Origin of the sequence: Leptospira haakeii (assembly GCF_002812045.1) — a bacterium.
GTDB classification, from domain to species: Bacteria; Spirochaetota; Leptospiria; order Leptospirales; family Leptospiraceae; genus Leptospira_B; species Leptospira_B haakeii.
Genome location: NZ_NPEG01000010.1, coordinates 20,179 through 45,955 on the forward strand (window position 1 = coordinate 20,179; position 25,777 = coordinate 45,955).

The window sequence follows — 25,777 nt, forward strand, 5'->3', positions numbered from 1 at the left end:
ATTTTATGAATGTAAAAACCAAATACGGAAAACTATACGGAGTCGGAGTTGGCCCTGGGGCAACCGACCTAATCACACTTAGAGCGGTAAATGTCCTTAACTCTGTCCCAGTACTTGCCATTCCCAAAAGTAGCGAATCACTTCCTTCATTTTCCTGGAGAGTATGTTCCCCTATAGTTCAGGAAAATGAAATACAAGAGAAATTGTTCTTACATTTCCCAATGACCAAAGATCCGAATATACTTATCCCGGCTTGGGACAAGGCATTCAAAGAAATTGGCCTTCGGTTAGAAAAGGGTCTGGATGTTGCATTCATTACTCAAGGAGATCCCTCCGTATATAGCTCTTGGAGCTATCTATTGGATGAGGCCCCAGAAAGATGGCCCGGCATTGAAATAGAAATTGTTCCGGCAGTTTCTTCGATTACTGCAATCCCAGCAAGTTTGCTTACACCACTTGCAGATGGAAGAGAAAGATTCTGCGTTCTTCCTGCAACTTACGGCCTAGAAGATCTCGAAAAACTTATCCAAGATTTTGATACTATCGTTCTCACAAAAGTAGGACAAGTAGTTCCGGAATTGATCAGAATATTAAAAGAACAGAATATTCTAGAAAATGCAACCTATGTTTCTTACGGAACAACTGACCGACAAAGGATCGTGAAAGACATAGAATCCATCAAGAATGAAACTTGCGATTATTTTTCCATGGTAGTCATTTCTATCCGAAGACGAAAAGGTGTCCTAAGGGGAATCTCAGATGATTCAGAGTAGAAAACCCTACGCAATCTACGTAATCACTAAACATGGTCTGAAAACAGGGAACGAGTTATTCCGTTCTCTAAAAGGAGCAGATATATTCGTTTCTCCAAAATTCATTTCAGAAGCCCCTAAAGAGTCCAAACTTTTAACTCTTCCTATGGAACCTACGCTTAGAGAAACTTTTATGGAGTATGATTGCCATATTTTTGTGATCAGTGTGGGTGCAGTAGTTCGGATGATCTCTCCACTTTTAGTCAGTAAGAAAACCGATCCCGCTGTTCTTTGTATAGATGACCAAGCAAAGTTTACTATCTGTGTTTTATCCGGTCATGTGGGGAGAGGAAATTTTTTTACTCAGAAAATTTCCGATCTTTTGGCTAATATTCCGGTAATCACAACTGCTTCCGATGTCTCCGGAACTTTGACTGTAGATATTTTAGGAAGAGAGTTAGGTTGGAGTTTAGAGGATCAAGATAGGAATGTAACTAGAGCCTGCGCAGCAGTAGTTAATGAAACAAAGGTTTTATTCGTACAGGAAACTGGCGAACCCGATTTTTGGCCTTTAGAAAAAAACCTACCTAAGGGCGTAGAATATTCCATTAATTTAGAGAATGTAGATCCTAAAGATTATGAGATCCTTTTAATCTCGAGCGATAGGACAAATATCAAAACAAGAACTCCGGAAATATATTCTAATTCCGTAATCTATCGACCTAAATCCCTGATTTTAGGATTAGGTTGTGATAAAGGAATTCCAAGCGAAGTAGTAGAGAATGGAATTATAAAAGTATTAAAAGAATATAATTTATCTTTCGAATGTATAAAAGCCATTTCCAGTGTAGATGCCAAAAAAGAAGAGCCAGCATTTTTGGAAATTTCAAAAAAATATGGATGGGATTTTATAACCTTCCCCGCGGAAAAATTAAACCAAGTGGATGGGATTTCAGAAATCTCCAAAGCAGCATCCGAATATGTCGGAACTCGATCAGTAAGCGAAGCTTCCGCCCTTCTACTTTCCGGATCATATAAACTACTCGTGACTAAACAGAAATATAAAGAAACGGAAGACGGAAAAAATCTAACGGTAGCCGTTTCAAGAATACCGTTCGCCACCAGATCGGAGATCCGTTCCGAAAGTTTGGAGAAAGTATGAACGAAACTCCAAAAGGAAAATTGAATATTGTAGGGATAGGCCCTGGAAACGATTCACATATTACTCCTGCGGCATTATCCGCCATCAAAGAAGCCGATTCCATAATAGGATACACGACTTATATCAATCTAGTAAAACATCATCTGAGCGGCAAACAAGTCACTCGAACAGGAATGACGGAAGAGATTACCCGTGCACAAACGGCTGTGGAGTCAGCAAAGTCCGGACAGACAGTAACATTAATCTCTTCCGGAGACGCAGGCGTTTATGGAATGGCAGGTCTTGTATTTGAAGTTTTAAGAAAGACAGGTTGGAAAAAAGGAGACTCTCCTGAAATCAAAATGATCCCCGGCATAAGTGCAGATAGTTCTTGTGGCTCCCTTGTAGGAGCTCCAATGGTGCACGATTCCGCAAGAATTTCACTTTCCGATCTTTTAACTCCTTGGACTGTGATCGAAAATCGTATCGAGTCAGCGGCCAAAGGTGATTTTGTAATCAATCTATACAACCCGGCTTCCGGCAGAAGGCAAAGACAGATTGTAGAAGCTGCTCGTATTATCAAAAAATACAGATCCGGAAGCACACCGGTTGCACTCGTCAAAAGCGCATATCGTAGGCAAGAAAATATTCAGTTCTCTGATCTGGATCATTTTCTGGAATTCGAGATCGGGATGAACACTACAGTTATTATAGGTTCTTCTCAATCTTTCGTGTATGAAGGATTTTTTGTAACTCCTAGAGGATACGGAAATAAATATTCTTTGGAAGATGGGTCATTAAAGCCCGGACAAAATAGAGCTGTTTCTTTGAGAACGGAAAACGATCTGGCAAGTAGAATCCCGAAAGAATCGCCTTCTCCAAATTTAAATATCACAAAAATACAAGGTGCATTCGTTAAAACAAGCACTACAATTTTTGAACAAGAGAGAGAAGAATCAATAGAGGTCCAAGATTCTTCCGCAACTACCGCATTAAAAGCATTACAATTCTTAGATACAACTCAGCAAAAAAAGGAAAGTCGAATCTCCGAATTAATATCTGAAGAAAAAATCCAATACCTAGGACGTATAGGAGGATCTATTCTTTACCAAAATGAAGAAGACTATTACCTAATCGGAAAATTAAAAAGGCCGATCGAACTGGAAACATTCGGCTTTTATAATCCCACCGAGCAAGACCAAAAATGGGTAAAACTAAATATTAAAGATCGTTCGATTCTTTCTCAAAACCAATTCGATCTTTTGATCTCTTTTCCGTCAGAAGGTTCTCCGAAAGAAATTTATGATCTATTTTCCATTTATCGGAATTCATCCATCAGCGAAAGACTTTGGAACTATGTATTAGATAATAGCAAAAAGACTCTTTGGCAAAATAAGAAATATGCGGACGCAAGATGGTTGGGACATTCTCCCAAACAAGTTTGGTCCTCTTTTAGAGAAAATATTTTAAAATGCGATTGAGAGCAATATTATGAAAGTATATATTATCGGCGCCGGTCCAGGAGATCCTGATCTGATCACTATTAAAGGCGCAAGACTTGTAGAAACCTGCCCCATCGTTCTTTATACCGGCTCTCTTGTGCCTCAAAGAGTGATAGAAAGAGCGGCACCAACAGCGACTGTATTAGATTCATCTAAAATGACTTTGGAAGATATTATTTCTATTTTAGAAGAAGCTAAGAAGAAGGATCAAAATGTTGCGAGAGTCCATACAGGAGATCCATCTATTTTCGGCTCCACGGCTGAACAGATGAGAAAAATGGATGAATTAGGAATTCCCTACGAGATCGTCCCTGGAGTCTCCTCATTTACGGCAGCTGCGGCGATGCTTGGTAAGGAGCTTACTCTTCCGGAAGTTTCTCAATCAGTAGTGATTACTAGGGCAGAAGGAAGGACTCCTATGCCGGAAAAAGAAAAATTAGAAACTTTTGCTTCTACTGGCGCTACCCTAGTATTCTTTTTAAGTGTTTTACATATTCGTAAAATTGTAGAAGAACTTATCCCTTATTATGGCGGGAATTGCCCCGTATCGGTTGTGCAGAAGGCCACTTGGCCGGAACAAAAAATAGTGACTGGGACTTTGGAAACTATAGTACATCAGGTGAAGGAAGAAAAAATCACTGCAACTGCGATCATCTTCGTAGGCAAAGTATTGGACTGCCACGATTTTGCGGATTCCAGACTTTACGCTTCTGACTTCTCGCATAAATTCAGAAAAGCAAATAAGAAACAAATCGCTCGGAAAACAAATGAATCCCTCTCCTGAAAAAAAAGGACTCATCTTAGTATTTACTGGTCCTGGAAAAGGAAAAACCACTGCTGCCTTAGGAATTCTATTTAGAGCATTAGGAAGAGGAATGAAATGCGGGGTTGTTCAATTTTTAAAAGGAAAATGGGAAACGGGAGAGAGAAAATTTGCCAAAACAATTGCAGATCTTGACTTTCATGTAATGGGCCTAGGATTCACCTGGGAAAGTGACGATCTGGACAAAGACAAAAAAGCTGCTAGATTAGCCTGGGAAAAATCATGTGAAATGATATTTTCAGAAAATTATAAAATACTCATATTAGATGAAATCACTTATGCATTCCATTATGGATGGCTTACTCCCGAAGAAGTCTCTGAAGTTTTAGCCAAAAAACCGACAGATCTGCATATTATTCTCACAGGAAGAAACTGCCCTAATCTTTTAACTGACATGGCGGATTTAGTTACTCAAATAGAGTCCCCGAAACATCCTTATAAAAATGGGATCCCAGCCCAGATCGGGATAGACTATTAAAATAATATGATACAAGAGATCAAAATACCAAGGATACTGATCTCCGGAACAGGAAGCGGTACCGGGAAAACTACACTAACAATAGCGCTTACAAAGTCCTTACAAGCGAAAGGCCTAAAAGTTTCCGTATTCAAATGTGGACCTGACTATCTGGATCCCGGTTATCATTCTTTCGTTACTGGCAAAACCTGTCAAAATCTGGATGGGTGGTTGATGGGAAAAGAATCAGTACTTTCCAGTTTTGTAAGCGCAAGCCAAGGATCTGACATTGCCATTATAGAAGGAGTGATGGGATTATTCGACGGCCATTCACCCAATTCAGAAGCTGGATCTACTGCTGAAATTGCTAAATGGTTAGAGGCTCCCACTTTAATATTGATAGATGCATCCGGGATGGCAGCGACTTTTTCAGCGATTGCTTCCGGTATCAAAAATTATGATCTTCAAGTTCCCATCCAAGGTTTTATTGCAAATTTTATAGGAAGTAAAAATCACCTTTCCATTATAGAAGCTGCAAGTATTCCTTTGACTATCTTGGGAGGATTTCCGAAATCTAACGATTACTCCTTTCCGGAAAGACATTTAGGACTTCGCACAGCCGGTCCGGATATTTTGACCGAAGAAAAACTTTCTTATTGGCGAAATTTATCTGAAGAGTGGCTGGATCTAAATAAAATTTTAAAAATCGCGAATTCAGCCCCTCCACTTTTAGTTGAAAAACCGATCGAAGCCCAAGCAAAACAAAAAGATTGTAAGATCGGAGTAGCTTACGATGAAGCATTTCATTTTTATTATGAAGAGAATTTTAAAAAATTAAAAGAAGAAGGAGCAGAACTCGTTTTCTTCTCTCCACTAAAAGACACTAAACTACCGGAAGTAGATGGATTATACTTTGGAGGAGGATATCCGGAACTATTCGCCGATCCACTATCGAAAAATAAGTATCTAATACAAGAGATCAGAAATTTCGCAAATTCAGAAAGGCCTATATATGCGGAATGTGGAGGATTAATGTATTTATCTTCCGAGATTCAGACCGTAGAAGAGAAAAATTTTCCTATGGTAGGACTGATCCCTGGCAAAGCGGTCATGGGCCCTAAGCTTAAAAGTTTAGGGTATGTAGAGGTTCATACAGAAAAAAGAACCATTCTGGGTGAAGCCGGTATCCGTTTTAGAGGACATCAATTCAGATACTCTGACCTGATTATAGAAAATGAAGATGAGTCATTATTCTCATATCATATCAGAAAACGAAAATCAGAACAAACAATTAGAGAAGGTTATACCGTTTCTAATGTTTTAGCAAGTTATGTGCATGCGCATTGGGCCTCAAATCCAGAAATACCAAAAAACTTTATAGCTTCTTGTAGGAGATTTAAAGTTTGAACTTTTTTCAAAACGATCAAATTAGAGTCTCCGAAACTTGGCTGGAACTCCAACTTTCGAAACCTCATTCTTCTTTGAGCTGGGCAGTCGTAGGAGGTGGATATTTAACCACTAATAAAGTGTACTGGTTAAAAGTTTCCAATTCGGATTTAAGTCCTGAGGTGCTTCCGGAAGAATTTTATAGAAATCGCTTAGTAGATAAGGGAGAAAAAGAAGAAGTCCTTGGTTTTATGACGAGCGCTTCTCTTTTAAATTATTCTGTCGTAGAAAAAAGTCTGGATAATTTGCACGTTAGATCCATAGCAACCGTAGGATTAGGAAATGCAGTCCGAGTAGGAAATCCTCCAAAACAAAATAAAAAAATAGGAACAATTAACTTACTCGTTCAAACTTCTGAAACAATCACCTTTTCAGCTTGTATAGAAGCAATCTCGATAGCGTCCGAGGCAAGGACCCTAGCGGTTTTAGAATCGGAGATCTCGGTACAAAATGAAAACAACCTTGCGACAGGTACAGGCACAGACTGTATAGGGATCATCTCTCCAATTTCGACTAACGGAATAGATTATGTGGGAAAACATACTATTTTAGGACATCTAATCGGAGCCACCTCTTACGAAGCAGTTAAACAAGGCATCCTTAAATGGACAAAAACCAGAAATCAATCACTTTCGGAATATGAAAGGCGCGTGAATATATGAAAAAATCATTATGTTTACTTAGGCATCCAAGCATTCCTTCGGAATATAGAGGAAAATATTTGGGCAGAAAGGAAGTCTCACTCTCCCAAGAAGGGATCCAAGAAATTGAAAAAATTAAAACAAAAGTCCAAGAGAAATTTTTGAATGGGAAAATATATTTAAGTCCAACCCTTCAGTGTAAGGAAACTTTTAAAACATTAGAGTTCCCTAAAGAAATCGAGCCTGAACTCAGAGATGAATTGCAAGAATTGGACTTTGGGAATTGGGAAGGAAGATCCTTCTCAGAATTAGCTGAAATAAATTTAGAAGGTTTAAAAAAATTCGCTAACTTTTCCTCTTCCTTCAGATTTCCTAATGGAGAAAGTTTAAATGAATTCCAGAAAAGAACAGAAGTATTCAAAGAACATATCCTTTCCTCACCGGATCGTTACATTTTTATTTTAAGTCATGGAGGAATCCTCTCCAGTTTACTTTGTTCTTTTTTAGAACTCCCTTACTCATTCTATACAAAATTCAGGATTTCTCCTTCTACACTCATTTACTTAGATATATTTCATAATGGCCAAGCAGTCCTAACTGATCTTATTAGAATTCCTGGTGCAAGGAGATCGGAATGGCCCGGATAATTTTAGTGACCGGAGGATGTAGAAGTGGAAAAAGCGGATTTGCCTTAGAAAAGGCGAATTCCCTAGGAAGAAGAAAATTCTTTTTAGCCACCTGCCCTCGTATAGACTCCGAAATGGATGCAAGAATACAAAGACACAAGCAGGAAAGAATAGATTGGAGCACGATAGAAGAAGAATTAGAACTTTCTACTATATTTGATTCCATTCCTTCAGAATCCGTTGTACTGTTAGATTGTTTAAGCCTATGGATCAATAATTTGATGTATGATGCAAGTAACAAGAACCGAGATCTGACTCAAGAGCAGGTCAGTGAAGCTTGTTTAAATTTAGGAAAACATATCTTGGATTCAAAGGCGAAAGATATATTTATAGTCACAAATGAAGTCGGAATGGGCCTTGTTCCGGAAAATAAAGAAGGCAGATTGTATAGAGATCTATTAGGGATCTGTAATCAAACATTTGCTGCTATTGCAAATGAAGTTTATTTTTTAGTGAGCGGTATACCGATCAGAATCAAACCTTCTACGGTTAATAATTTATGAAATCGGATGAGGTAAGTCCGCATGGAGGAAATTTATCCAGAATGGCGGATATTGCCGGCGTTGATCCCGAGGAAATTTTGGACTTCTCTTCTAACCTAAATCCTTTAGGTTTTCCGGACTGGGTCCGTCCATTAATTAATTCCAAGATCAGCGACCTGATACATTATCCGGATCCGAATTATAGCAAGGTAAGAATTTCATTAGAAAAACATTGGAATATTCCAAAAGAAGAAATTGTTTTTGGCAATGGTGCCTCGGAGCTGATAAATATCCTCCCTAGGATAAAAAATTTCGATCTGGGAGTAATCACCCAGCCTTCTTATATAGATTATCAAAAAAGTTTAAAATTAGCGGGGTTACAAATCCAGGAAATCCAACTCCAAAAAGAATCCGACTTTGAATTAAATTATGAAGAGCTCATCCAAATCTGTAAAAAGAATCCTGAAAAACAAATTTTAGTTTTGTTAGGACATCCAAATAATCCTACGGGGAAATTATTAAATAGGGAAAAGATCCTAAAGATAGCCTCGGATCATAAAAATTCATTTTTTGTAATAGATGAATCGTTTATAGATTTTTGCCCAGGAGATATTTCATTTCGAAATTTTCGATCAGAAAATCTGGCTGTTCTTTGGTCTTTGACTAAAATATTAGCTCTTCCTGGACTTAGGATTGGAGTTTTACTAACAGATCCTAAGACCGCTTCTAAAATTTCAAAACTTCTTCCAAGTTGGTCTTTAAATAGTTTAAGCGCTTCCATTTTAGAAAAATTCGGAGAAGACCAGGAATTTTTATCAAAAACGAAAGAAAAAATCCAAGAGTGGAAGAACATATTCAAGAAAAACTTGGAAGATTTAAACATTTTTCGGATCCATGATACACATACAAATTTCTTTCTTCTGGAATTTTTAGATCCAAAAACGAATGTTTCGGATTTAGAAAATCTTCTTCTTAAAGAATTCAAGATCGGAGTCAGGAATTGTAGCAATTTTAATGGATTAGAGAATAATTATATTCGAATCGCGATCAAAACTCCGAAAGAAAATGAAATCTTTATACAAGCAGTTCGTTCTGTATTTAAGAAAAATCCAAAACCTTCTAAAACAAAAAAAGAAAAACCTGCGCTTATGCTCCAAGGCACAGCTTCTAATGTAGGTAAAAGTATATTGGCAACTGCATTCTGCAGGATCTTTACCCAAGATGGATTTAAAGTAGCACCTTTCAAATCCCAAAACATGGCATTAAACTCTTTCGTAACCTACGAAGGTGCAGAGATAGGAAGAGCTCAGGCATTACAAGCCCAAGCTTGTAAGATCAGGGCAGATTATAGAATGAACCCTATCCTTCTTAAACCATCCAGCGAAAAAGATTCCCAAGTCATACTGAATGGGAAACCTGTAGAGGCGATGGATTTCAGAGACTATATGAAATTCAAGTTAAGTGCATTCGATGAAGTAAAAAAATCATATAGTTCACTTTCGGAAGAATTCGATATGGTGATTTTAGAGGGAGCCGGAGGAGTCTCTGAAGTTAATTTAAAAGATAAAGATATCGTAAACATGAGAATGGCAGAATATGCCAAGGCGAAAGTATTATTAATCGGTAATATAGATCATGGAGGAGTATTCGGCTCTTTCGTGGGGGCCATGGAAACAATGTCAGAATGGGAAAGAAAACTAGTTTCAGGTTTTCTAATCAATCGGTTCAGAGGTATAAAAAGCCTATTAGATCCAGGGATCAAATATTTAGAAGAAACTACTCGCAAAAACGTATTTGGGATCATACCATTCCTAAATGACCTAAGATTACCTGAAGAAGATTCTCTGGAATTCAAATCAGGCAGTTTAAATGATACCTCCCCACTGGGAGACAGAGTTGATATAGTCCTAATCGACACACCCAGGATCTCAAATCACACGGACCTGGATTCTCTAAGAATAGAGCCTGATGTCAGAGTCAGAATTGCCCAGAGAAAAGACGAAATCGGCAACCCGGATGTTTTAATACTTCCGGGAAGTAAAAACGTAATCACAGATCTAAATTACCTGAAGGAATCAGGAATTTCAGAAACTATTTTAAATTTCCATAAAGAAGGAAAAGTGGAAATTATTGGAATTTGTGGAGGATACCAGATGTTGGGAGAATCTGTCCACGATCCATTCCAAATAGAAAGTAATCTAGGCTCAGCAGAAGGTTTAAATCTAATCCGAATCAAAACCGTATTAGAAAAAGAAAAATTACTCAAACAAACTGAAGGCATTCATATAGTGTCCGGAAAAAAAGTATCAGGTTATGAAATCCATCATGGAAACACAAAAGAAACCTCTGCAAAATCTATATTCCAAGATATCTCCGGAGAAAGCCTAGGACACCAAGGAATTTCGGAAAGAATTTGGGGAACATATTTACATGGAGTATTCGATGAGGACGAGTTTAGAAGAAGTTTTTTAGATAAGATCCGAACCCGAAAAGGAATGAAACCATTGGTTAAAATCCAGGCAAGATATGAATTGGAAACCAATTTAGATCGATTAGCGGAAGAAGTCAGGAATTCAGTGAATATGAATTGGATTTATAAAATTTTGGGATTAGCATGAATTCTATTTGGATCCTTCCTGCTTCTATAATCCTGGATCTTGGATTTGGAGATCCCCAAGGTTTTCCACATCCGGTCAGACTGATTGGCAAATTCGCAAGATCTATGGAGAAGATTACAAGAAAGTATTTGTTTTCCGAAAGATTTGCAGGAATAATCACTTCGTTTTCGGTATATTCTATTTCTTTTATATTACCTTGGCTAATTATAGAATTTTCCCGCTATCTACATCCTTTTTTAGCGGAACTAACATCTGCATTTATTATATATACTAGCATTGCTTTAAAGGATCTTTTGGGCCATAGCAAGGACGTATATTCCGCACTCCATGAAAATGATCTGGAAAAAGCGAGGATTATGGTAGGCAGAATCGTTGGTAGAGATACAGAAAATTTAGAAGAACCTGAGATAGTCAGAGCAGGTTTGGAAAGTGTAGGAGAAAGTCTGGTAGATGGGATCACTGCCCCGCTTTTTTTTGCAGCCTTAGGAGGACCAAGTTTTGCGATGCTATATCGTTCCATTAATACTCTGGATTCACTTTTCGGTTATAAGAATGAGACCTATCTGAAATTCGGTTGGGCTCCCGCCAGAATAGACGATCTGGCAAATTATATTCCCGCAAGACTAACTGCGCCCATACTTTGTATTTCTTCCGCCATTTTAGGTTTTTATCCATTAAGTTCCTTTAAAATATTGATCCGAGACGGAAAAAAACATCCGAGTCCTAATTCTGGACTTTGCGAGGCGGCCTTAGCCGGAGCTTTAAAAATACAATTAGGCGGAAAAAATTATTACTCAGGAATCCCAAGTGAGAAGCCAAAATTAGGTGATTCGGAGCGAAAATTGGTCCCAAACCTCATCTTAGACGCGAATAAAATTATATTTTTAACATCTATCCTATCCTCCATTTTGTTCTTAGGCATTGGACAAGTGGTACATTTACTATTTGGGATCTTTTTCTAATCGGAAACTTGCCCCATGAGCAAAGAAGAATATCAACTTTTTCTAATTCGACATGGAGAAACAGCATGGAACAAAGAAAGAAGATTACAAGGACAAACCGATACTCCACTTTCTGAGCTCGGAAAGAAACAAGCATCTAAATTAGCCGAAGGATTAAAAAATAAAGGAATAGAACTTATCTTTAGCAGCGATTTAAAAAGAGCCAAAGAAACATCCGAACAAATCTCTCAACAATTAGGAATAGAGATAATATATCATTCAGGTTTGAAAGAGATCCATTTAGGAGAAGCGCAAGGAATATTAGAATCGGAGATTTCTGATATATTTGGGGAAACACATTACTCGGCTTGGAAAAGTCAGGATCGGATCCACGATCAGTTTAAATTTCCAGGAGGAGAAAGTAAATCGGAGGCAGGATCTCGGATCATCGAAACTATATTATATTTATTGAAGATGTATGACAAAAAGAATATTGCAATTTGTAGTCACGGATTCGTTCTTTCCAGAGCTTATGAGTATTTTTCTTTAAAAGAATTTCCTCATTCTAAACTCGGGAATTGTGAAGTATTGGAATTAGTTCTTTCTTCGAAGATTCAGGAAAAATTTGTACAAAAGTAAAATAAATTAGAACGTTCTTTTTTGAAAGTGATAAAACTTTTTTCATTGAATAAATCATGTCGGTTCGAAAGATCGTCTTAACTTTCAGGATGAAGTTGGGTGTAAATCCCACGCTGACCCGCAACTGTAATCGGAACTGATCATTAAGATATTATCTTTCTGTTCTAATTCCGCAAGCCAGATCTCCCTGCAGACTTAAACCTCGAGGATAGGTAAGTTTGCATTCTCGCCAAGCACGTCCGTGCATCAGCGAAGGGCCCCGGAAGTTAAAAATCGGGGCTCCCGCGAACAAGGGTAAATTCCTAATTTTGTACATTATAAAATTTATATATTCTTATTTTGACATAAATTAGACTAACATTTGTTAGTTTATCTTTGTTTCGGAAGTTTTCCAAAAAACGGACGAAACCATGAGGAAAAACATTCTTCGGATTGCTGCTATAGGCATATCCTTATCGTACTTTTTATGTACGATCTTCTCCCCTATCCTTTCTCAGGATCAGGAAACAAAACCGACTAACGGAAAAGAAAAGACCGAGGCGGAAAAATTAGAACTTAAAAAGAAAATTTCCGAGTACAAACCGGACGCAATCGTGATCAGAGACAGAAGATCTAACTTGATCGGGATCGCTTCTTCTGCAAGTGAAGGTGTGGTCGGTTCCGAGCAAATAAAAACAAGACCTATTATGAGACAAGGAGAAGTCGCCGAGTTGATCCCGGGTGTGATCGTAACCCAACATAGTGGTGGAGGTAAAGCGAATCAGTTCTTCCTAAGAGGTTTCAATTTGGACCATGGGACAGATCTCTCCTCTAATGTGGATGGAATGCCCGTGAATAATGTTAGCCATGCTCACGGACAAGGTTATACGGATCTGAACTTTCTTATTCCAGAACTTGTGGAACAAATGCAATACAAGAAAGGCGTTTATTATGCAGACCAAGGAGATTTTGCTTCCGCAGGTGCATTCAATATTTCTTATTATAAAAGTTTAACAAAAGGGATCGCGAATGTGGAAGGTGGAACTTTAGGTTACGCGAGGACTCTGATCGCAAAATCCCATAAAATAGGTCCGGGTGATCTTTTATATGCATTCGAAGCTTCTCATAACGATGGACCTTGGGTAATTTCGGACAACTTCAGAAGAGTGAATGGTGTCACAAGTTATTCCGTAGGAGATAAGCAGAAAGGATTTAGTATCAGTCTTATGGGATATAGAGGTAGTTGGCATTCCACTGGCCAAGCTCCTAAAAGGGCTCTTAGAATGGGCGATTCCTGGCTGGATCCCGATTCAGGTTTAAGTAGATTCGAAAGTGTGGATCATAACGATGGTGGATGGTCTAATAGAGCCAGTATTAATTTCGAAGCCCATCGTTTAGAAAAAGGGTATGAGGCAAAAACCCAATTTTATGGAATATATTACGATTTACGATTATTCTCCAACTTTACTTATTATTTAGATGATCCAGTAAGAGGGGACCAACACGAACAAGCGGATCGCAGAACGATTGCCGGGAGTAAATCCAGTTATAAGGATATCAGTGAATTCTGGGGAATCCGTATGGAAAATACGGTCGGATTACAAATCAGAAGAGATTATATACAAAACGGTCTTTTTCATACCGAAAAAAGAGCGAGGTTAGAAACGGTTAGAGAAGACGGGATTATACAGCTCAGTTCGGGTATATATTATGAAAATAAGATACAATGGTCCAAAAAATTCAGAACGGTAGTCGGACTAAGAGGTGATTATTTTAAATTTAACGTAGATGATTGGGGAACAAAAGAAAGATCGGGTAAAGATGCAAGAATTTATAGTCCAAAAGGAAGTATCATCATTGGGCCTTGGTTCAAAACAGAATTTTATATAAGCGGTGGATACGGATTCCATAGTAATGATGCAAGAGGGGTGGTTCAAAAAACGGACCCTGCTGATCCACTGGTCCAAACAAGAGGGGGAGAAGTTGGACTTAGAACCGAGCCCGTCCACGGTTGGCAATCCACGTTCTCAGTTTGGCAATTGGATATGAATTCCGAACTCCTGTTTACCGGAGACAATGGAACCACGGAAGCAAGTAGGCCAAGCACTCGTAAAGGATTCGAATGGGCCAATTATTACTCTTATAATTCTTGGCTGATGATAGATGCTGACTTTGCTACTTCTAGATCCAGGTTCAGAGACGATGATCCTTCAGGAAATTATATCCCAGGGTCTATTCGTAATACATTAGCATCCGGAATCACATTAAAAAATTCTGATGGCATTTTTGGATCTATTAGAGTGAGGTATTTCGGAAATCGATCTCTAATAGAAGATAATTCTGTTCGGTCCCCTGCAACAACAACAGTGAATCTTCAAATAGGAAGGAATTTCGGAGAAGACCTGAGTATCGTTCTGGAAGTATTCAATTTACTGAATACTCATGTAAGCGATATAGATTATTATTATGCTTCCAGATTAAAGAATGAAGTAGTCGGCCCTAATGAAGGGGGATATAATGATATTCATACCCACCCTGCTCAGCCTAGGTCGATACGACTATCCATGAGGGCATCTTTTTAAGATCTATTTTTTGACGTAGTCCCGTATTACCAAAATACGATCTACGTCAACTTCCTTGTTTTTAGGAACGGACTTAGTAAACGTAAACACCTCGGTACTAAGCCCGTTTTTAGATAGTAAAAGTCCATGAGAAGGAACTGTCTCTAACGGAGTTTTTTCCGCAAAACGATCGTCCAACTCGAAACTTTCCATATCCGGAATGTTTTTCATACTCAAAACGTCTCCGAGAGGTTTCCCAATCGCGTCTGATTCCAACCAGCCTGTAAGCTTCTCCGCAGACAAATTCATAAAGGAAATTTGCCCTTTAAAATCGAATGCGATCACTCCTTCTTGCATATTTCGAAGTTCAGTAGAAACAAGTTTCGCCTTCTCCATTAATTCCTTTTCCACTTCGTGTTTATAAAGGATCAGCTCTATCACTATTTGCAACTCTCTGGTTTGAAATGGTTTTAGAATATATGCATTCGGTTCTGTTAATTTAGCTCTTGTTAAAGTCTGAGAATCGGAAGAAGCAGTAATATAAACGATCGGAACATCTAAAAATTTTCGGATCCTTTTGGCGGCGTCTATTCCATCCAAATATCCGTTTGCGAGAACTATATCTATGAGGATCAGATCCGGCTGGAGAGCAATTGCCTGTTTGACCGCAGTTTCTCCCGTATTTGCAATACTAGGTTCCGGATATCCCATCCTTATCAATCTATGACGGATATCCTGGGCCACAAGCCCTTCGTCCTCTACGATCAAAATTCTAGTATCCCTCATTTTATATTCCCAAATATTTAAATATCAGAAAATCTAAATATTATAATTCCAAAATTATATCAGACACCCGCCTCTTCCGAGGAGGTGTTTATAAGATCCTTTACTCCATGAAGTATGGCGGACATGTTCCTTCTTTCCCTTTTTCTTTTTTTATCCAGTCCATGCTTATTTAGAGCAATCTCTATCGCTATTTGTAATTCTTTAGTCTGAAAGGGTTTCAGTAAATATCCATAAGGCCTTGTAGGTTTACTACGAAGAAGAGTAGATTCATCCGCATAAGCTGTAAGATAGATCACCGGCAGATCCATCTTATCCAAAATTTCCTGCACTGTCTCTATTCCGTCGTAATTTCCCCTGGACAACATGATATCCATGAGTAGAAGGTCCGGTTTATCCAAATAAACTTTTCTTAATGCTTCATTTCCTGTGGAAGCGATACTTACGAAATCATACCCAAGATCCGACAATTTACGAAGTATATCTTTGGCTACGATACCTTCGTCTTCTACAATCAGTATTTTTGCTTCGCTGGAGATCATTTTCGGACTCGGCTCCTTTCTCTAAAGACCAATGTGAACTTAGTCCCTTTGCTCCGATCCAAGATCAAACTTCCGTCTATTTGTTGGGTCAAAGTATTAACTAATTGTAAACCCAAAGAATCGGTTTGTCGATAGTCAATTTCTTCAGGAAACCCTACCCCGTCATCTTCCACAGTTAAGGAATATTCTTCGTACTTAGATATAATAGAGATCTGGATTGTCCCTTCATCTCTATTCCTAAATCCGTATTTTAATGAATTTGTGACAAGTTCCGTTACAATTAAACCGCAATGGATCGCAGTATCTAACGTTAAATGAACAGATTCTGCATGTATTTCGAATTTGATCCTTGAATTTACTCTGTAAGTCCTCAGAAGATTGGTAACCAAACTGTTCAGATATTCCTGGAAGTCAGTATGAGCCAGATCCTCATTTTGGTATAATAACTCATGAATCAGAGCTATAGATTTGATCCTAGATTGGCAATCTTGGAACATTTCTAAAGATTTACGGTCCGTTATATAGTTTCCTTGCAAACTCAGGATACTGGAAACGATCTGAAGATTATTCTTAACCCTATGATGTATTTCCCTAAGCAGAACTTCTTTTTCTTTTAAGGAGGCAGTTAATGCTTCTTCTGCTTTTTTCCTTTCTGCAATTTCAGTCATTAACTCATTATTAACTCTATGCAGCTCGAAAGTCCTTTCTTCTACACGTATCTCCAACTCGTCATGACTTTGTCTTAGAAGTTCTTCTTGGATCCTTAATATTTTGTTTTTCTTATGTAAATCTACAAATACCGAAGCCTTAGATCTTAGGATTTCAGGAGCAGTAGGTTTTACCAAGAAATCCACTGCTCCCAAAGAATATCCTTTGAACATTCCGGTTTCGTTATTTGCATAAGCAGTCAAAAATATGATCGGGATCTTGGCACATTTTTCCCTTTGTCGGATCAATGCTGCCGCTTCGAAGCCGTCCATTCCGGGCATTCTCACGTCCATGAATATCAATGCGACTTCGTCCGGTTCATCCAGAAGTGCCTTCAATGCAGCTTCTCCGGAACTTGCTTTGATCAAATTTAATTCAGGACTCTTGAGAATATGCTCCATTACTTGTAGATTGTCCGCATGATCATCTACTAGTAAAATACTCACTTTCATTGGCTGTTCCATATCTTCTACCTGCACAACAACACCCGAAGTAGAGAAAGCAAATGGTCCACACTTACCGGTTTAGTTATATATTCGGTCGCACCGGCCTCTATACATTTTTCTCGATCCCCTTTCATCGCCTTTGCTGTAAGCGCTAAAATAGGGAGATTTGTAAATTCGACTTTTGAACGGATCACTTTCATTGCCTCGTATCCATCCATATCCGGCATCATCACATCCATAAGAACAATCTCTATGTCCGGATTTTTTTCCAAAATATTAATTCCGTCTAACGCATTCTCCGCATAATGTATCTTCATCTTATGCAATTCCAACATACTCGTTAGCGCGAATATATTCCTTACATCGTCATCCACTATCAAAACCTTATGGCCTTCCAAAGAATAAGTATCTCCCGATTTAGAAATGGATTCCGGTTCATGTAAATGGATCTTGATCTCTTCCAAAGAAGTCGGAAAAGAATTTACGAATTTCAGAATATTAGAACCATTAAAGGATAGAAGTTTCTGAAAACTTTCCGGCCCGTTCTTATCATCCGAATAGAATAGTATCAATGTTCTTTCCGGATCCAATAAAGTGATCTTAGAAACCAGATCCGATACTGACATGTCCTCAAATTCATTGCCGATCAGAATACAATCCGGGATCTCTTTTTGTAGAATATCCAAAAGTTCCTGACCAGACTCAATACTCCTCAGAGCAAGATCTTTTGAAGTAAGTTTTTCGATTAAGAATTCGGAATGCTCCTTCTCTATTCCGCAAACATAAACTGTTTTGTCCGTTTTATGTAGATAGGTCTTAATCTTCTCGAATGCTTCGTTAAGCGATTCTATTCCCACGGGTTTTCTTAAATGGGAAATAGCTCCGATCTCCAGACTTCTTCTCCAATCATTTTCCCCGGAAAGCACATGAACAGGGAGTTGTCTGAGTTTAGGATTTCGTTTTAACCAATTCAGGATCAAACTCCCATCCATATCAGAGAGTTGGACATCCAACAAGACCGCATTAAAAGAAGATTCCTGTAACGCCGATATCCCACTCTTTCCGTCCAATGCAACGGTTCCCTTGAAACCATTACTTTTAGCTATTTCTAAAAGTGATTTCGCGAATGTTTCATCTTCTTCGATGATCAAAACCTTCTCTTTAGATTCGTTTTGTGTTTCATCCTCCAAAACTCTTCGAGTGGCCTTGATCTTACTTCTTACATAGGAGTCGCCGGAGCCTAATGAGTCATTGTCCGGATTTTCAGACCATTTGATCGAATCAGGTTCGATTGGATTTTCTTCCACTTGGATATAATCCAATGGAAGGTATAAAGTAAATTTACTTCCCACTTCCGGCTCACTTTCCAGTTTTAATTCCCCGCCTAAGATGCGAGTAATCTCCTTACTGATAGAAAGTCCGAGCCCTGTTCCTCCATATTTCCTACTAGTACTTCCGTCCGCTTGTCTGAATGCCTCGAAGATCAGGCCTTGTTTTTCAGGAGAGATCCCTATACCTGTATCTATTACAGAGAATGCGATCACACCGCCTGATTGGTTTAAGATCTTATGATCCTTACTCCAGCCGGCAGGAGAAGATTCTATTCTCAATTTTACTCCACCTTTATGAGTAAATTTAAACGCATTGGATAGAAGGTTCTGGAGGATCTGCTGCAATCTTTGCAAGTCGGTAGTGATCCTAGAAGGAAGTTCAGAATCTATCTCTACCTGGAATTTCAGATCTTTATTCCTTGCAGTTTCCCTAAAAGAACGATCTAAATATCCTCCCAGTTCCTCTATAGAAACCGAGTCCAGATCCACACTCATCTTACCGGATTCAATTTTAGAAAGATCTAATATATCATTGATCAATTGTAATAGATCGTTTCCGGAACTATGGATCGTTTTGGCATATTCGGTCTGTTTTTCAGATAAGTTTTTACTCTCGTTATCATACAATAATCGGGAGAGGATTAGCATATTATTCAAAGGAGTTCTTAATTCATGAGACATGTTTGCCAAGAATTCCGATTTGTATCTGGAAGTGAGTGCGAGCTGGCGAGCCTTTTCCTCTAAGGAATGTCTTGCCTGTTCTACCTCTCTATTTTTTCTTTCTACTTCACTGTTCTTTTTGGCGAGTAACCTTGCTTTCTCTTCCAACTCTTCGTTCTTTTCCTGCAACTCTTCCCTTTGGTCCTTGAGCATGTCCTCGGAAGCCTTCAGCGATTTGGCTTGTTCTTCCAGACGTTGGTTGGTATTGGTTAATTCTTCTTGTCGTCCTTGCAACTCTTCTGTTAGAGTTTGGGATTGGATCAGAAGTTCCTCCGTTCTCATACCTGCAGCAATCGTGTTCAATACGATCCCGATACTTTCAGTCAACTGATCCAAGAAGTTCAAATGGATGGGAGTAAAATTGGAAAAGGAAGCAAGTTCTATCACCGCCTTCACTTCTCCCTCGAATAACACCGGTAAGACGACTATATTGATAGGAGGTGCTTCTCCTAAAGCCGAATTGATCATGATATAACTGGAAGGGACCTGAGTTACAAGTATCCTTTCTTTTTCCAAGAAACATTGGCCTATCAGACCTTCTCCTGGATAAAAACGATTGGATACATTTTTCCTTTCTTGGTAGGCATAACTTACGAGTAGTTTGAGTAGCGGACCTTCTTCCACGTTTTCTGTGATGAAAAATGCCCCATGTTGTGCAGAAACAAGAGGTGCAAGTTCGGACAAGATCAGTTTACTTACGTTGACTAAGTTCCTTTGTCCCTGTAATAATCTTGTGAATTTTGCGAGGTTTGTTTTTAACCAGTCTTGCTCAGTATTGATCCGAGTGGTTTCCCTTAAGTTTCGGATCATTTCGTTAATATTATCCGATAAGGCTGCCACCTCTCCAGCTGCTTGGATGGTTACGGTTCGTGAAAGATCTCCTTTGGTCACACCAGTTGCCACTTCTGCAATCGCCCTTACCTGAGTGGTTAAGTTAGAAGCGAGCTGGTTCACGTTATCCGTAAGGTTTCTCCAGAGACCTGCGGCACCAGGCACACTCGCCTGGCCTCCTAATCTTCCCTCGATACCCACTTCTTTTGCAACCGTAGTTACCTGGTCTCCAAAAAGTCCTAATGTATCGATCATGTCGTTGATCGTATCCGAGAGCTCTGCGATCTCTCCTTTTGCTTCTAAATATAACTTTTTCTTTAAGTCTCCGTTTGCAACCGAGGTCACAACTTTTGCGATGCCCCTTACCTGTGTGGTAAGATTATTCGCCATAAAGTTCACACTATCGGTAAGATCTTTCCAGATACCTGCAACCCCCTGCACATTTGCCTGTCCACCCAGCTTACCTTCCGTTCCCACCTCTCTCGCAACCCTGGTTACCTCGGAAGCAAATGAGTTCAACTGGTCCACCATAGTGTTAATAGTGTCCTTTAATTCTAGAATCTCACCTTTAACATCCACTGTGATCTTCTTGGATAAGTCACCACGAGCAACCGCTGTAGTAACTTCTGCAATATTACGCACCTGACCGGTTAAGTTAGATGCCATAGAGTTCACACTATCTGTTAAGTCTTTCCAAGTTCCAGCAACTCCTCGAACATCCGCCTGTCCACCCAGTTCTCCTTCAGTTCCCACCTCTCTTGCAACCCTCGTTACCTCGGAAGCAAATGAGTTCAACTGGTCCACCATAGTGTTGATGGTATCCTTTAACTCGAGGATCTCACCTTTAACATCCACTGTAATTTTTTTGGATAAGTCACCACGAGCCACCGCCGTAGTAACTTCAGCAATATTACGCACCTGACCAGTAAGGTTGGATGCCATTGAATTCACACTATCTGTTAAGTCTTTCCAAGTTCCAGCAACACCACGAACATCAGCTTGTCCACCAAGTTTACCTTCTGTTCCTACTTCTTTTGCAACCCTCGTTACCTCGGAAGCAAATGAGTTCAACTGGTCCACCATAGTGTTGATCGTGTTTTTGAGTTCTAAGATCTCTCCTTTAACATCCACTGTGATCTTCTTAGATAAGTCACCGGTCGCAACCGCCTTGGTAACCTCTGCAATATCACGAACCTGCCCGGTTAAGTTACCGGCCATGAAGTTCACACTATCTGTTAAGTCTTTCCAAGTTCCTGCAACTCCTCGAACATCCGCTTGTCCACCAAGTTTACCTTCTGCACCCACCTCTCTTGCAACCCTCGTTACCTCCGAAGCGAATGAGTTCAACTGGTCCACCATAGTGTTGATCGTGTTTTTGAGTTCTAGGATCTCACCTTTAACATCCACTGTGATCTTATTAGATAAGTCACCGGTCGCAACCGCTGTAGTAACTTCTGCAATATTACGCACCTGGCCGGTCAAGTTAGACGCCATCAAGTTCACACTATCTGTTAAGTCTTTCCAAGTTCCCGCAACACCTCGAACGTTTGCTTGTCCGCCAAGTTTACCTTCCGTTCCCACCTCTCTTGCTACCCTGGTTACCTCGGAAGCAAATGAGTTCAACTGGTCCACCATCGTGTTAATGGTATCCTTTAATTCGAGGATCTCACCCTTAACATCCACTGTGATCTTTTTCGATAAGTCACCGGTCGCAACCGCTGTAGTAACTTCTGCAATATTACGCACCTGACCGGTTAGGTTGGATGCCATAGAGTTCACACTATCTGTTAAGTCTTTCCAAGTTCCTGCGACACCCTGCACATCAGCTTGTCCACCCAGTTTACCTTCTGTTCCCACCTCTCTTGCAACCCTCGTTACCTCGGAAGCAAATGAGTTCAACTGGTCCACCATCGTGTTAATAGTATCCTTTAATTCTAAGATCTCTCCTTTAACATCCACTGTGATCTTTTTGGATAAGTCACCACGAGCAACGGCTGTAGTAACTTCTGCAATATTACGCACCTGACCGGTAAGGTTGGATGCCATAGAGTTCACACTATCTGTTAAGTCCTTCCAAGTTCCTGCGACCCCCTGCACATCTGCCTGACCGCCTAATGCTCCTTCCGTTCCCACCTCTCTTGCAACCCTCGTTACCTCGGAAGCGAATGAGTTCAACTGGTCCACCATCGTGTTGATCGTGTTTTTGAGTTCTAGGATCTCTCCTTTAACATCCACTGTGATCTTTTTGGACAAGTCACCACGAGCAACCGCTGTAGTAACTTCTGCAATATTACGCACCTGACCCGTAAGGTTAGATGCCATTGAGTTCACACTATCTGTTAAGTCCTTCCAAGTTCCTGCAACACCCTGCACATCCGCCTGACCGCCTAATGCTCCCTCCGTTCCCACCTCTCTTGCAACCCTCGTTACCTCGGAAGCAAATGAGTTCAACTGGTCCACCATAGTGTTGATCGTGTTTTTGAGTTCTAAGATCTCTCCCTTAACATCCACTGTGATCTTTTTGGACAAGTCACCACGAGCAACCGCTGTGGTAACTTCTGCAATATTACGCACCTGACCGGTAAGGTTGGATGCCATAGAATTCACACTATCTGTTAAGTCTTTCCAAGTTCCCGCAACACCTCGAACGTCTGCTTGTCCACCCAATTTACCCTCTGTTCCTACCTCTCTTGCAACCCTGGTTACCTCGGAAGCAAATGAGTTCAACTGGTCCACCATAGTGTTGATCGTGTTTTTGAGTTCTAAGATCTCCCCCTTAACATCCACTGTGATCTTTTTCGATAAGTCACCGGTCGCAACCGCCTTGGTAACTTCTGCAATATCACGAACCTGTCCAGTCAAGTTAGACGCCATCGAGTTTACACTATCTGTTAAATCTTTCCAAGTTCCCGCAACACCTCGAACGTCAGCTTGTCCCCCCAATTTACCTTCTGTTCCTACTTCTTTTGCAACCCTGGTTACCTCGGAAGCAAATGAATTCAACTGGTCCACCATGATGTTTACGATCTTCGCTGTTCTAAAAAATTCCCCTTTAAGAGGTCTTCCTTCTATTTCCAATGACATGTTCTGAGAAAGGTCACCGCCTGCTACCGCGCCGATCACCCTCATTACTTCAGTATTCGGTTGTACCAAGTTCCCGATCAGGGAGTTGATTGAATTCATACAAGTTCCCCAAGAACCTGTAGAAGAGATCCCGCTAACCCTTTGGGAAATTTTACCTTCTTGCCCTACTTCGTTACTGATCCTTTCAAACTCTTTGACCATTCTATCGTTTTGGTCCATGATATCGTTTAATAAGTCTGAAATTTTACCGGCGATCCCCACATGATCCAAAGGCATTCGTTTGGAGAAATCCCCTCGCTTAAATGCAGTGAGAACTTCCAGTAATTGTTTTGGATTTAGAGAATCTTTATCTTGTTTGGGATCTATCGTTGAGGCATTCTTCATGTCAGGACCTGAACCTATAAGAAAAGGTTAATGGGCACGAAGAAGAATGATGACGTAAAATGAATGGAATAACAACAAAAATTATTTCATAAATAGATCGTACGGATTAAGTTAAACGAGGAATTTTTCTGTCACAAGAAATGTGACAGAAATGAAAGGACATTACAAAAACAAGTTATTCCGAGCCTGGAGGTTTACTCTAACAACTTATGATCGTAAGCGTAACGAACAAGTTCTTGTGTGGATTTCAAACTCATCTTCTCGAAAATCCTAGCTCGATACGTGTTTACTGTATTTACACTTAAACCCAGGTCTTCTGCAATAGATCGAACGTTTTTACCTTTTACCAAAAGCATAAGAATCTGGAACTCCCTTTCTGAAAGAGTTTCGTGAGGAAGTCGGTCCGTCGGTTTAGAAAGTTCTCTTACCAGCATCTCTGTTGCTTCCGGACTGATATACCTTGCTCCATCAATCACCTTACGTACTGCTGAGATCAATTCATCTCCTGCGCTTGCCTTAGTGATATAACCAGAGGCTCCGGCCTTCAATGCGCGTACTGCAAATCTATCCTCCGGATACATACTTAGGATCAGAACCCTCGTATCAGGAGAAAGTTTATGAACATATTTTAATATATCCAAACCACTCATCATCGGCATATTAATGTCCAGGATCAGAACCTGTACGGATTGACTCGCAAGATAATCCAAAACCTGTTGTCCGTTTTCCGCCTCGTAAACGATCTCTATATCTTCTTCTTCCGAAAGGATCTTTCGCAAACCTTCTCGGATCAATAAATGATCATCCGCTATCAATGTGGAAATCATAGGAAATCCTCCTTATTTCGATTTGAGATTGGTATTTTTACGATCACACTTGCGCCCTTCCCGAACCCGCCAGAGATGGAAACTTCGCCGCCTAAAACTACTGCTCTTTCTCTCATTCCAATCAAACCAAGTGACTTAGATTGATTTATCTTTTTGGGATCTATTCCTATTCCATTGTCCTGGATTTTCAGAATCAGAAATCGACCTTCTTCCAGACAGGAAACCTGGATTAAACTCGCCTTGGAATGTCTTGCTGCGTTAGTTAACGCTTCTTGAAAAATACGGAATAAAGCTATGGATGCGTCTTTTTCCAACGATAGAATTCCCGCAGGGATCTTGATTTCGCAACGAATTCCGGTCCTTTTTTCGAAATCTTTGGCATACCATTCAATTCCTTCCAATAAGCCTAAATCCTCTAAAATTAAAGGCCTAAGCTCGGTAGCAATCCTCTGCACAGATTCGATACCGGAGTCAGCCACTTTGATCATAGACAGGAGTTCGGACACTACCGAATCGGAACCTTTAGATTTTTGAAAATTATTTTTTAATAATGTAAGATCTATTTTAAGAACGGTTAATAATTGCCCTAATTCATCATGTATTTCTCTAGCTACGAGTAGTCTCTCCTCTTCCCTTACCTCTTGTAGCCTGGCGGACAATGCCCTCAATTGTTCACCGGAGGTCTTAAGATGATTCTCTGCGTCCCTTCTTTCAAATACCCTGCCTATCTGAGAGCTGATATGAGAAACAGCTTCGAAAAAAGAAGGGTCTGTAGATTTATTTCCGGAATAAAATTCAAGAACACCTACCAGATTCTCCTTTACTAAGATAGGGATCCCAATCGCCTCTTCGATTCCGGCTTTGAGTGAAAGTCCTTTTATATCTCCTTTTAAATAAGAAGAAAAATTTTCGAGCAGTATAGGTTTTCTACCGCTTCTAACTCTTTCCGTAAGAATGGATTCTTCTTTTTTGGATTTGCTCCTTAATAAATTCCTAAACTCCTTTAAGAATTTTTCCTCTCTGGAGAAGGAGATAGAAGAATATTCAGGCTTTTCAGACTCTTCTAACACTAAACAAACGAGACCCAATTTCCAATCTGCAATCGCGCATATCCGATCAACAGAAAATTGAAGCACTGACTCCACATCATTCGCTTCGTTTGCTGCAGTCGCCACTTGTTGTAGAAGATTTAAAACGGAGATCTTCTTTAAGAGTTCGTCTTTAGTGTTTTGGTCTTCCGAATTGTGGCTATCAACAGGATAATCGTTAGAAAATCCTTCGGATTCGCGAGGATAAAGTTCTGAGAAGGAGCCGTAACTCGGCTCTTGGTCGATATTCGAAAAGCCTTGCACTCCGCGATTATCTAATTAAAATTTTTATCTTTCAATCCGTTTTTTCGCCTAACAGTAAAGAAAAAGAAAATAGTAATGTAATAGATCGAAAGATCTATTGA

19 protein-coding genes are annotated in these 25,777 nt (G+C 39.7%); 13 read left to right on the top strand and 6 right to left on the bottom strand.

Annotated features, from left to right (window positions below):
• The first annotated feature begins 5 nt into the window (after positions 1–5).
• From cobI to CH377_RS14435, 13 genes are all read left to right on the top strand, one after another.
• Positions 6–773, top strand: a complete 768-nt coding sequence (cobI, locus tag CH377_RS14375) for a precorrin-2 C(20)-methyltransferase (protein WP_100724458.1) — start codon at positions 6–8, stop codon at positions 771–773.
• Positions 760–1,914, top strand: coding sequence for a cobalt-precorrin 5A hydrolase (locus CH377_RS14380; protein WP_100724459.1), 1,155 nt, complete (start codon positions 760–762; stop codon positions 1,912–1,914). Before cobI ends, CH377_RS14380 begins: the two co-directional genes overlap by 14 nt.
• On the top strand, positions 1,911–3,374 hold the full coding sequence (gene cobJ / locus CH377_RS14385; protein WP_100724460.1) for a precorrin-3B C(17)-methyltransferase: 1,464 nt from the start codon (positions 1,911–1,913) through the stop codon (positions 3,372–3,374). Before CH377_RS14380 ends, cobJ begins: the two co-directional genes overlap by 4 nt.
• Positions 3,375–3,384: 10 nt before the next feature.
• Positions 3,385–4,179: a precorrin-4 C(11)-methyltransferase gene (gene cobM / locus CH377_RS14390; protein WP_100724461.1), complete on the top strand. Its 795-nt coding sequence runs from the start codon at positions 3,385–3,387 to the stop codon at positions 4,177–4,179.
• The gene (gene cobO, locus CH377_RS14395) at positions 4,163–4,696 is read left to right on the top strand and encodes a cob(I)yrinic acid a,c-diamide adenosyltransferase (protein ID WP_100724462.1); all 534 of its coding nucleotides are present in this window, start codon (positions 4,163–4,165) and stop codon (positions 4,694–4,696) included. Before cobM ends, cobO begins: the two co-directional genes overlap by 17 nt.
• A gap of 6 nt (positions 4,697–4,702) precedes the next feature.
• Positions 4,703–6,082 carry a cobyrinic acid a,c-diamide synthase CobB gene (locus CH377_RS14400; RefSeq protein WP_100724463.1) on the top strand — a complete coding sequence of 460 codons (1,380 nt, stop codon included), beginning with the start codon at positions 4,703–4,705 and terminating at the stop codon, positions 6,080–6,082.
• Entirely contained in the window at positions 6,079–6,783 is a 705-nt protein-coding gene (locus CH377_RS14405) for an adenosylcobinamide amidohydrolase (protein WP_100724464.1), read from the top strand. Before CH377_RS14400 ends, CH377_RS14405 begins: the two co-directional genes overlap by 4 nt.
• Complete coding sequence (locus tag CH377_RS14410) at positions 6,780–7,409, top strand: histidine phosphatase family protein (protein WP_100724465.1); 630 nt, start codon at positions 6,780–6,782, stop codon at positions 7,407–7,409. The genes CH377_RS14405 and CH377_RS14410 overlap by 4 nt, the downstream gene beginning before the upstream one ends.
• Entirely contained in the window at positions 7,397–7,951 is a 555-nt protein-coding gene (gene cobU, locus CH377_RS14415; RefSeq protein WP_100724466.1) for a bifunctional adenosylcobinamide kinase/adenosylcobinamide-phosphate guanylyltransferase, read from the top strand. Before CH377_RS14410 ends, cobU begins: the two co-directional genes overlap by 13 nt.
• Positions 7,948–10,548, top strand: coding sequence for a cobyric acid synthase (locus CH377_RS14420; protein ID WP_100724467.1), 2,601 nt, complete (start codon positions 7,948–7,950; stop codon positions 10,546–10,548). The genes cobU and CH377_RS14420 overlap by 4 nt, the downstream gene beginning before the upstream one ends.
• A complete protein-coding gene (gene cbiB / locus CH377_RS14425) occupies positions 10,545–11,510 on the top strand; it encodes an adenosylcobinamide-phosphate synthase CbiB (RefSeq protein ID WP_100724468.1) in 966 nt (321 codons plus the stop codon). The genes CH377_RS14420 and cbiB overlap by 4 nt, the downstream gene beginning before the upstream one ends.
• Before the next feature lie 15 nt (positions 11,511–11,525).
• The gene (locus CH377_RS14430; protein WP_100724469.1) at positions 11,526–12,128 is read left to right on the top strand and encodes a histidine phosphatase family protein; all 603 of its coding nucleotides are present in this window, start codon (positions 11,526–11,528) and stop codon (positions 12,126–12,128) included.
• 410 nt (positions 12,129–12,538) lie between these two features.
• Positions 12,539–14,689: a TonB-dependent receptor gene (locus CH377_RS14435; RefSeq protein ID WP_100724470.1), complete on the top strand. Its 2,151-nt coding sequence runs from the start codon at positions 12,539–12,541 to the stop codon at positions 14,687–14,689.
• Positions 14,690–14,692: 3 nt separating this feature from the next.
• Here CH377_RS14435 and CH377_RS14440 read toward each other — a convergent pair whose 3' ends face one another.
• The 6 genes from CH377_RS14440 to CH377_RS14465 form a co-directional block, all read right to left on the bottom strand.
• Positions 14,693–15,454 carry a response regulator gene (locus CH377_RS14440; RefSeq protein WP_100724471.1) on the bottom strand — a complete coding sequence of 254 codons (762 nt, stop codon included), beginning with the start codon at positions 15,452–15,454 and terminating at the stop codon, positions 14,693–14,695.
• A gap of 59 nt (positions 15,455–15,513) precedes the next feature.
• Positions 15,514–15,993: a response regulator gene (locus tag CH377_RS14445; RefSeq protein ID WP_100724472.1), complete on the bottom strand. Its 480-nt coding sequence runs from the start codon at positions 15,991–15,993 to the stop codon at positions 15,514–15,516.
• Entirely contained in the window at positions 15,990–17,153 is a 1,164-nt protein-coding gene (locus tag CH377_RS14450; protein ID WP_100724538.1) for a sensor histidine kinase, read from the bottom strand. The genes CH377_RS14445 and CH377_RS14450 overlap by 4 nt, the downstream gene beginning before the upstream one ends.
• A gap of 17 nt (positions 17,154–17,170) precedes the next feature.
• Positions 17,171–23,497: a hybrid sensor histidine kinase/response regulator gene (locus tag CH377_RS14455; RefSeq protein ID WP_100724473.1), complete on the bottom strand. Its 6,327-nt coding sequence runs from the start codon at positions 23,495–23,497 to the stop codon at positions 17,171–17,173.
• A 194-nt stretch (positions 23,498–23,691) separates the two neighbouring features.
• Entirely contained in the window at positions 23,692–24,324 is a 633-nt protein-coding gene (locus CH377_RS14460) for a response regulator (RefSeq protein WP_100724474.1), read from the bottom strand.
• Positions 24,321–25,676 (bottom strand): GAF domain-containing sensor histidine kinase, encoded by a 1,356-nt coding sequence (locus CH377_RS14465; protein ID WP_100724475.1) that lies wholly within the window; start codon positions 25,674–25,676, stop codon positions 24,321–24,323. The genes CH377_RS14460 and CH377_RS14465 overlap by 4 nt, the downstream gene beginning before the upstream one ends.
• Between the last annotated feature and the right edge of the window lie 101 nt (positions 25,677–25,777).

Coding starts and splice junctions, on each gene's coding strand:
- CH377_RS14440 (WP_100724471.1), bottom strand. CDS start 15,454: ATGAGGGATACTAGAATTTTGATCGTAGAGGACGAAGGGCTTGTGGCC.
- cobM (WP_100724461.1), top strand. CDS start 3,385: ATGAAAGTATATATTATCGGCGCCGGTCCAGGAGATCCTGATCTGATC.
- CH377_RS14460 (WP_100724474.1), bottom strand. CDS start 24,324: ATGATTTCCACATTGATAGCGGATGATCATTTATTGATCCGAGAAGGT.
- cobO (WP_100724462.1), top strand. CDS start 4,163: ATGAATCCCTCTCCTGAAAAAAAAGGACTCATCTTAGTATTTACTGGT.
- CH377_RS14400 (WP_100724463.1), top strand. CDS start 4,703: ATGATACAAGAGATCAAAATACCAAGGATACTGATCTCCGGAACAGGA.
- CH377_RS14445 (WP_100724472.1), bottom strand. CDS start 15,993: ATGATCTCCAGCGAAGCAAAAATACTGATTGTAGAAGACGAAGGTATC.
- CH377_RS14450 (WP_100724538.1), bottom strand. CDS start 17,153: ATGAAAGTGAGTATTTTACTAGTAGATGATCATGCGGACAATCTACAA.
- cobJ (WP_100724460.1), top strand. CDS start 1,911: ATGAACGAAACTCCAAAAGGAAAATTGAATATTGTAGGGATAGGCCCT.
- CH377_RS14410 (WP_100724465.1), top strand. CDS start 6,780: ATGAAAAAATCATTATGTTTACTTAGGCATCCAAGCATTCCTTCGGAA.
- CH377_RS14430 (WP_100724469.1), top strand. CDS start 11,526: ATGAGCAAAGAAGAATATCAACTTTTTCTAATTCGACATGGAGAAACA.
- cobI (WP_100724458.1), top strand. CDS start 6: ATGAATGTAAAAACCAAATACGGAAAACTATACGGAGTCGGAGTTGGC.
- CH377_RS14420 (WP_100724467.1), top strand. CDS start 7,948: ATGAAATCGGATGAGGTAAGTCCGCATGGAGGAAATTTATCCAGAATG.
- CH377_RS14435 (WP_100724470.1), top strand. CDS start 12,539: ATGAGGAAAAACATTCTTCGGATTGCTGCTATAGGCATATCCTTATCG.
- cobU (WP_100724466.1), top strand. CDS start 7,397: ATGGCCCGGATAATTTTAGTGACCGGAGGATGTAGAAGTGGAAAAAGC.
- cbiB (WP_100724468.1), top strand. CDS start 10,545: ATGAATTCTATTTGGATCCTTCCTGCTTCTATAATCCTGGATCTTGGA.
- CH377_RS14455 (WP_100724473.1), bottom strand. CDS start 23,497: ATGAAGAATGCCTCAACGATAGATCCCAAACAAGATAAAGATTCTCTA.
- CH377_RS14380 (WP_100724459.1), top strand. CDS start 760: ATGATTCAGAGTAGAAAACCCTACGCAATCTACGTAATCACTAAACAT.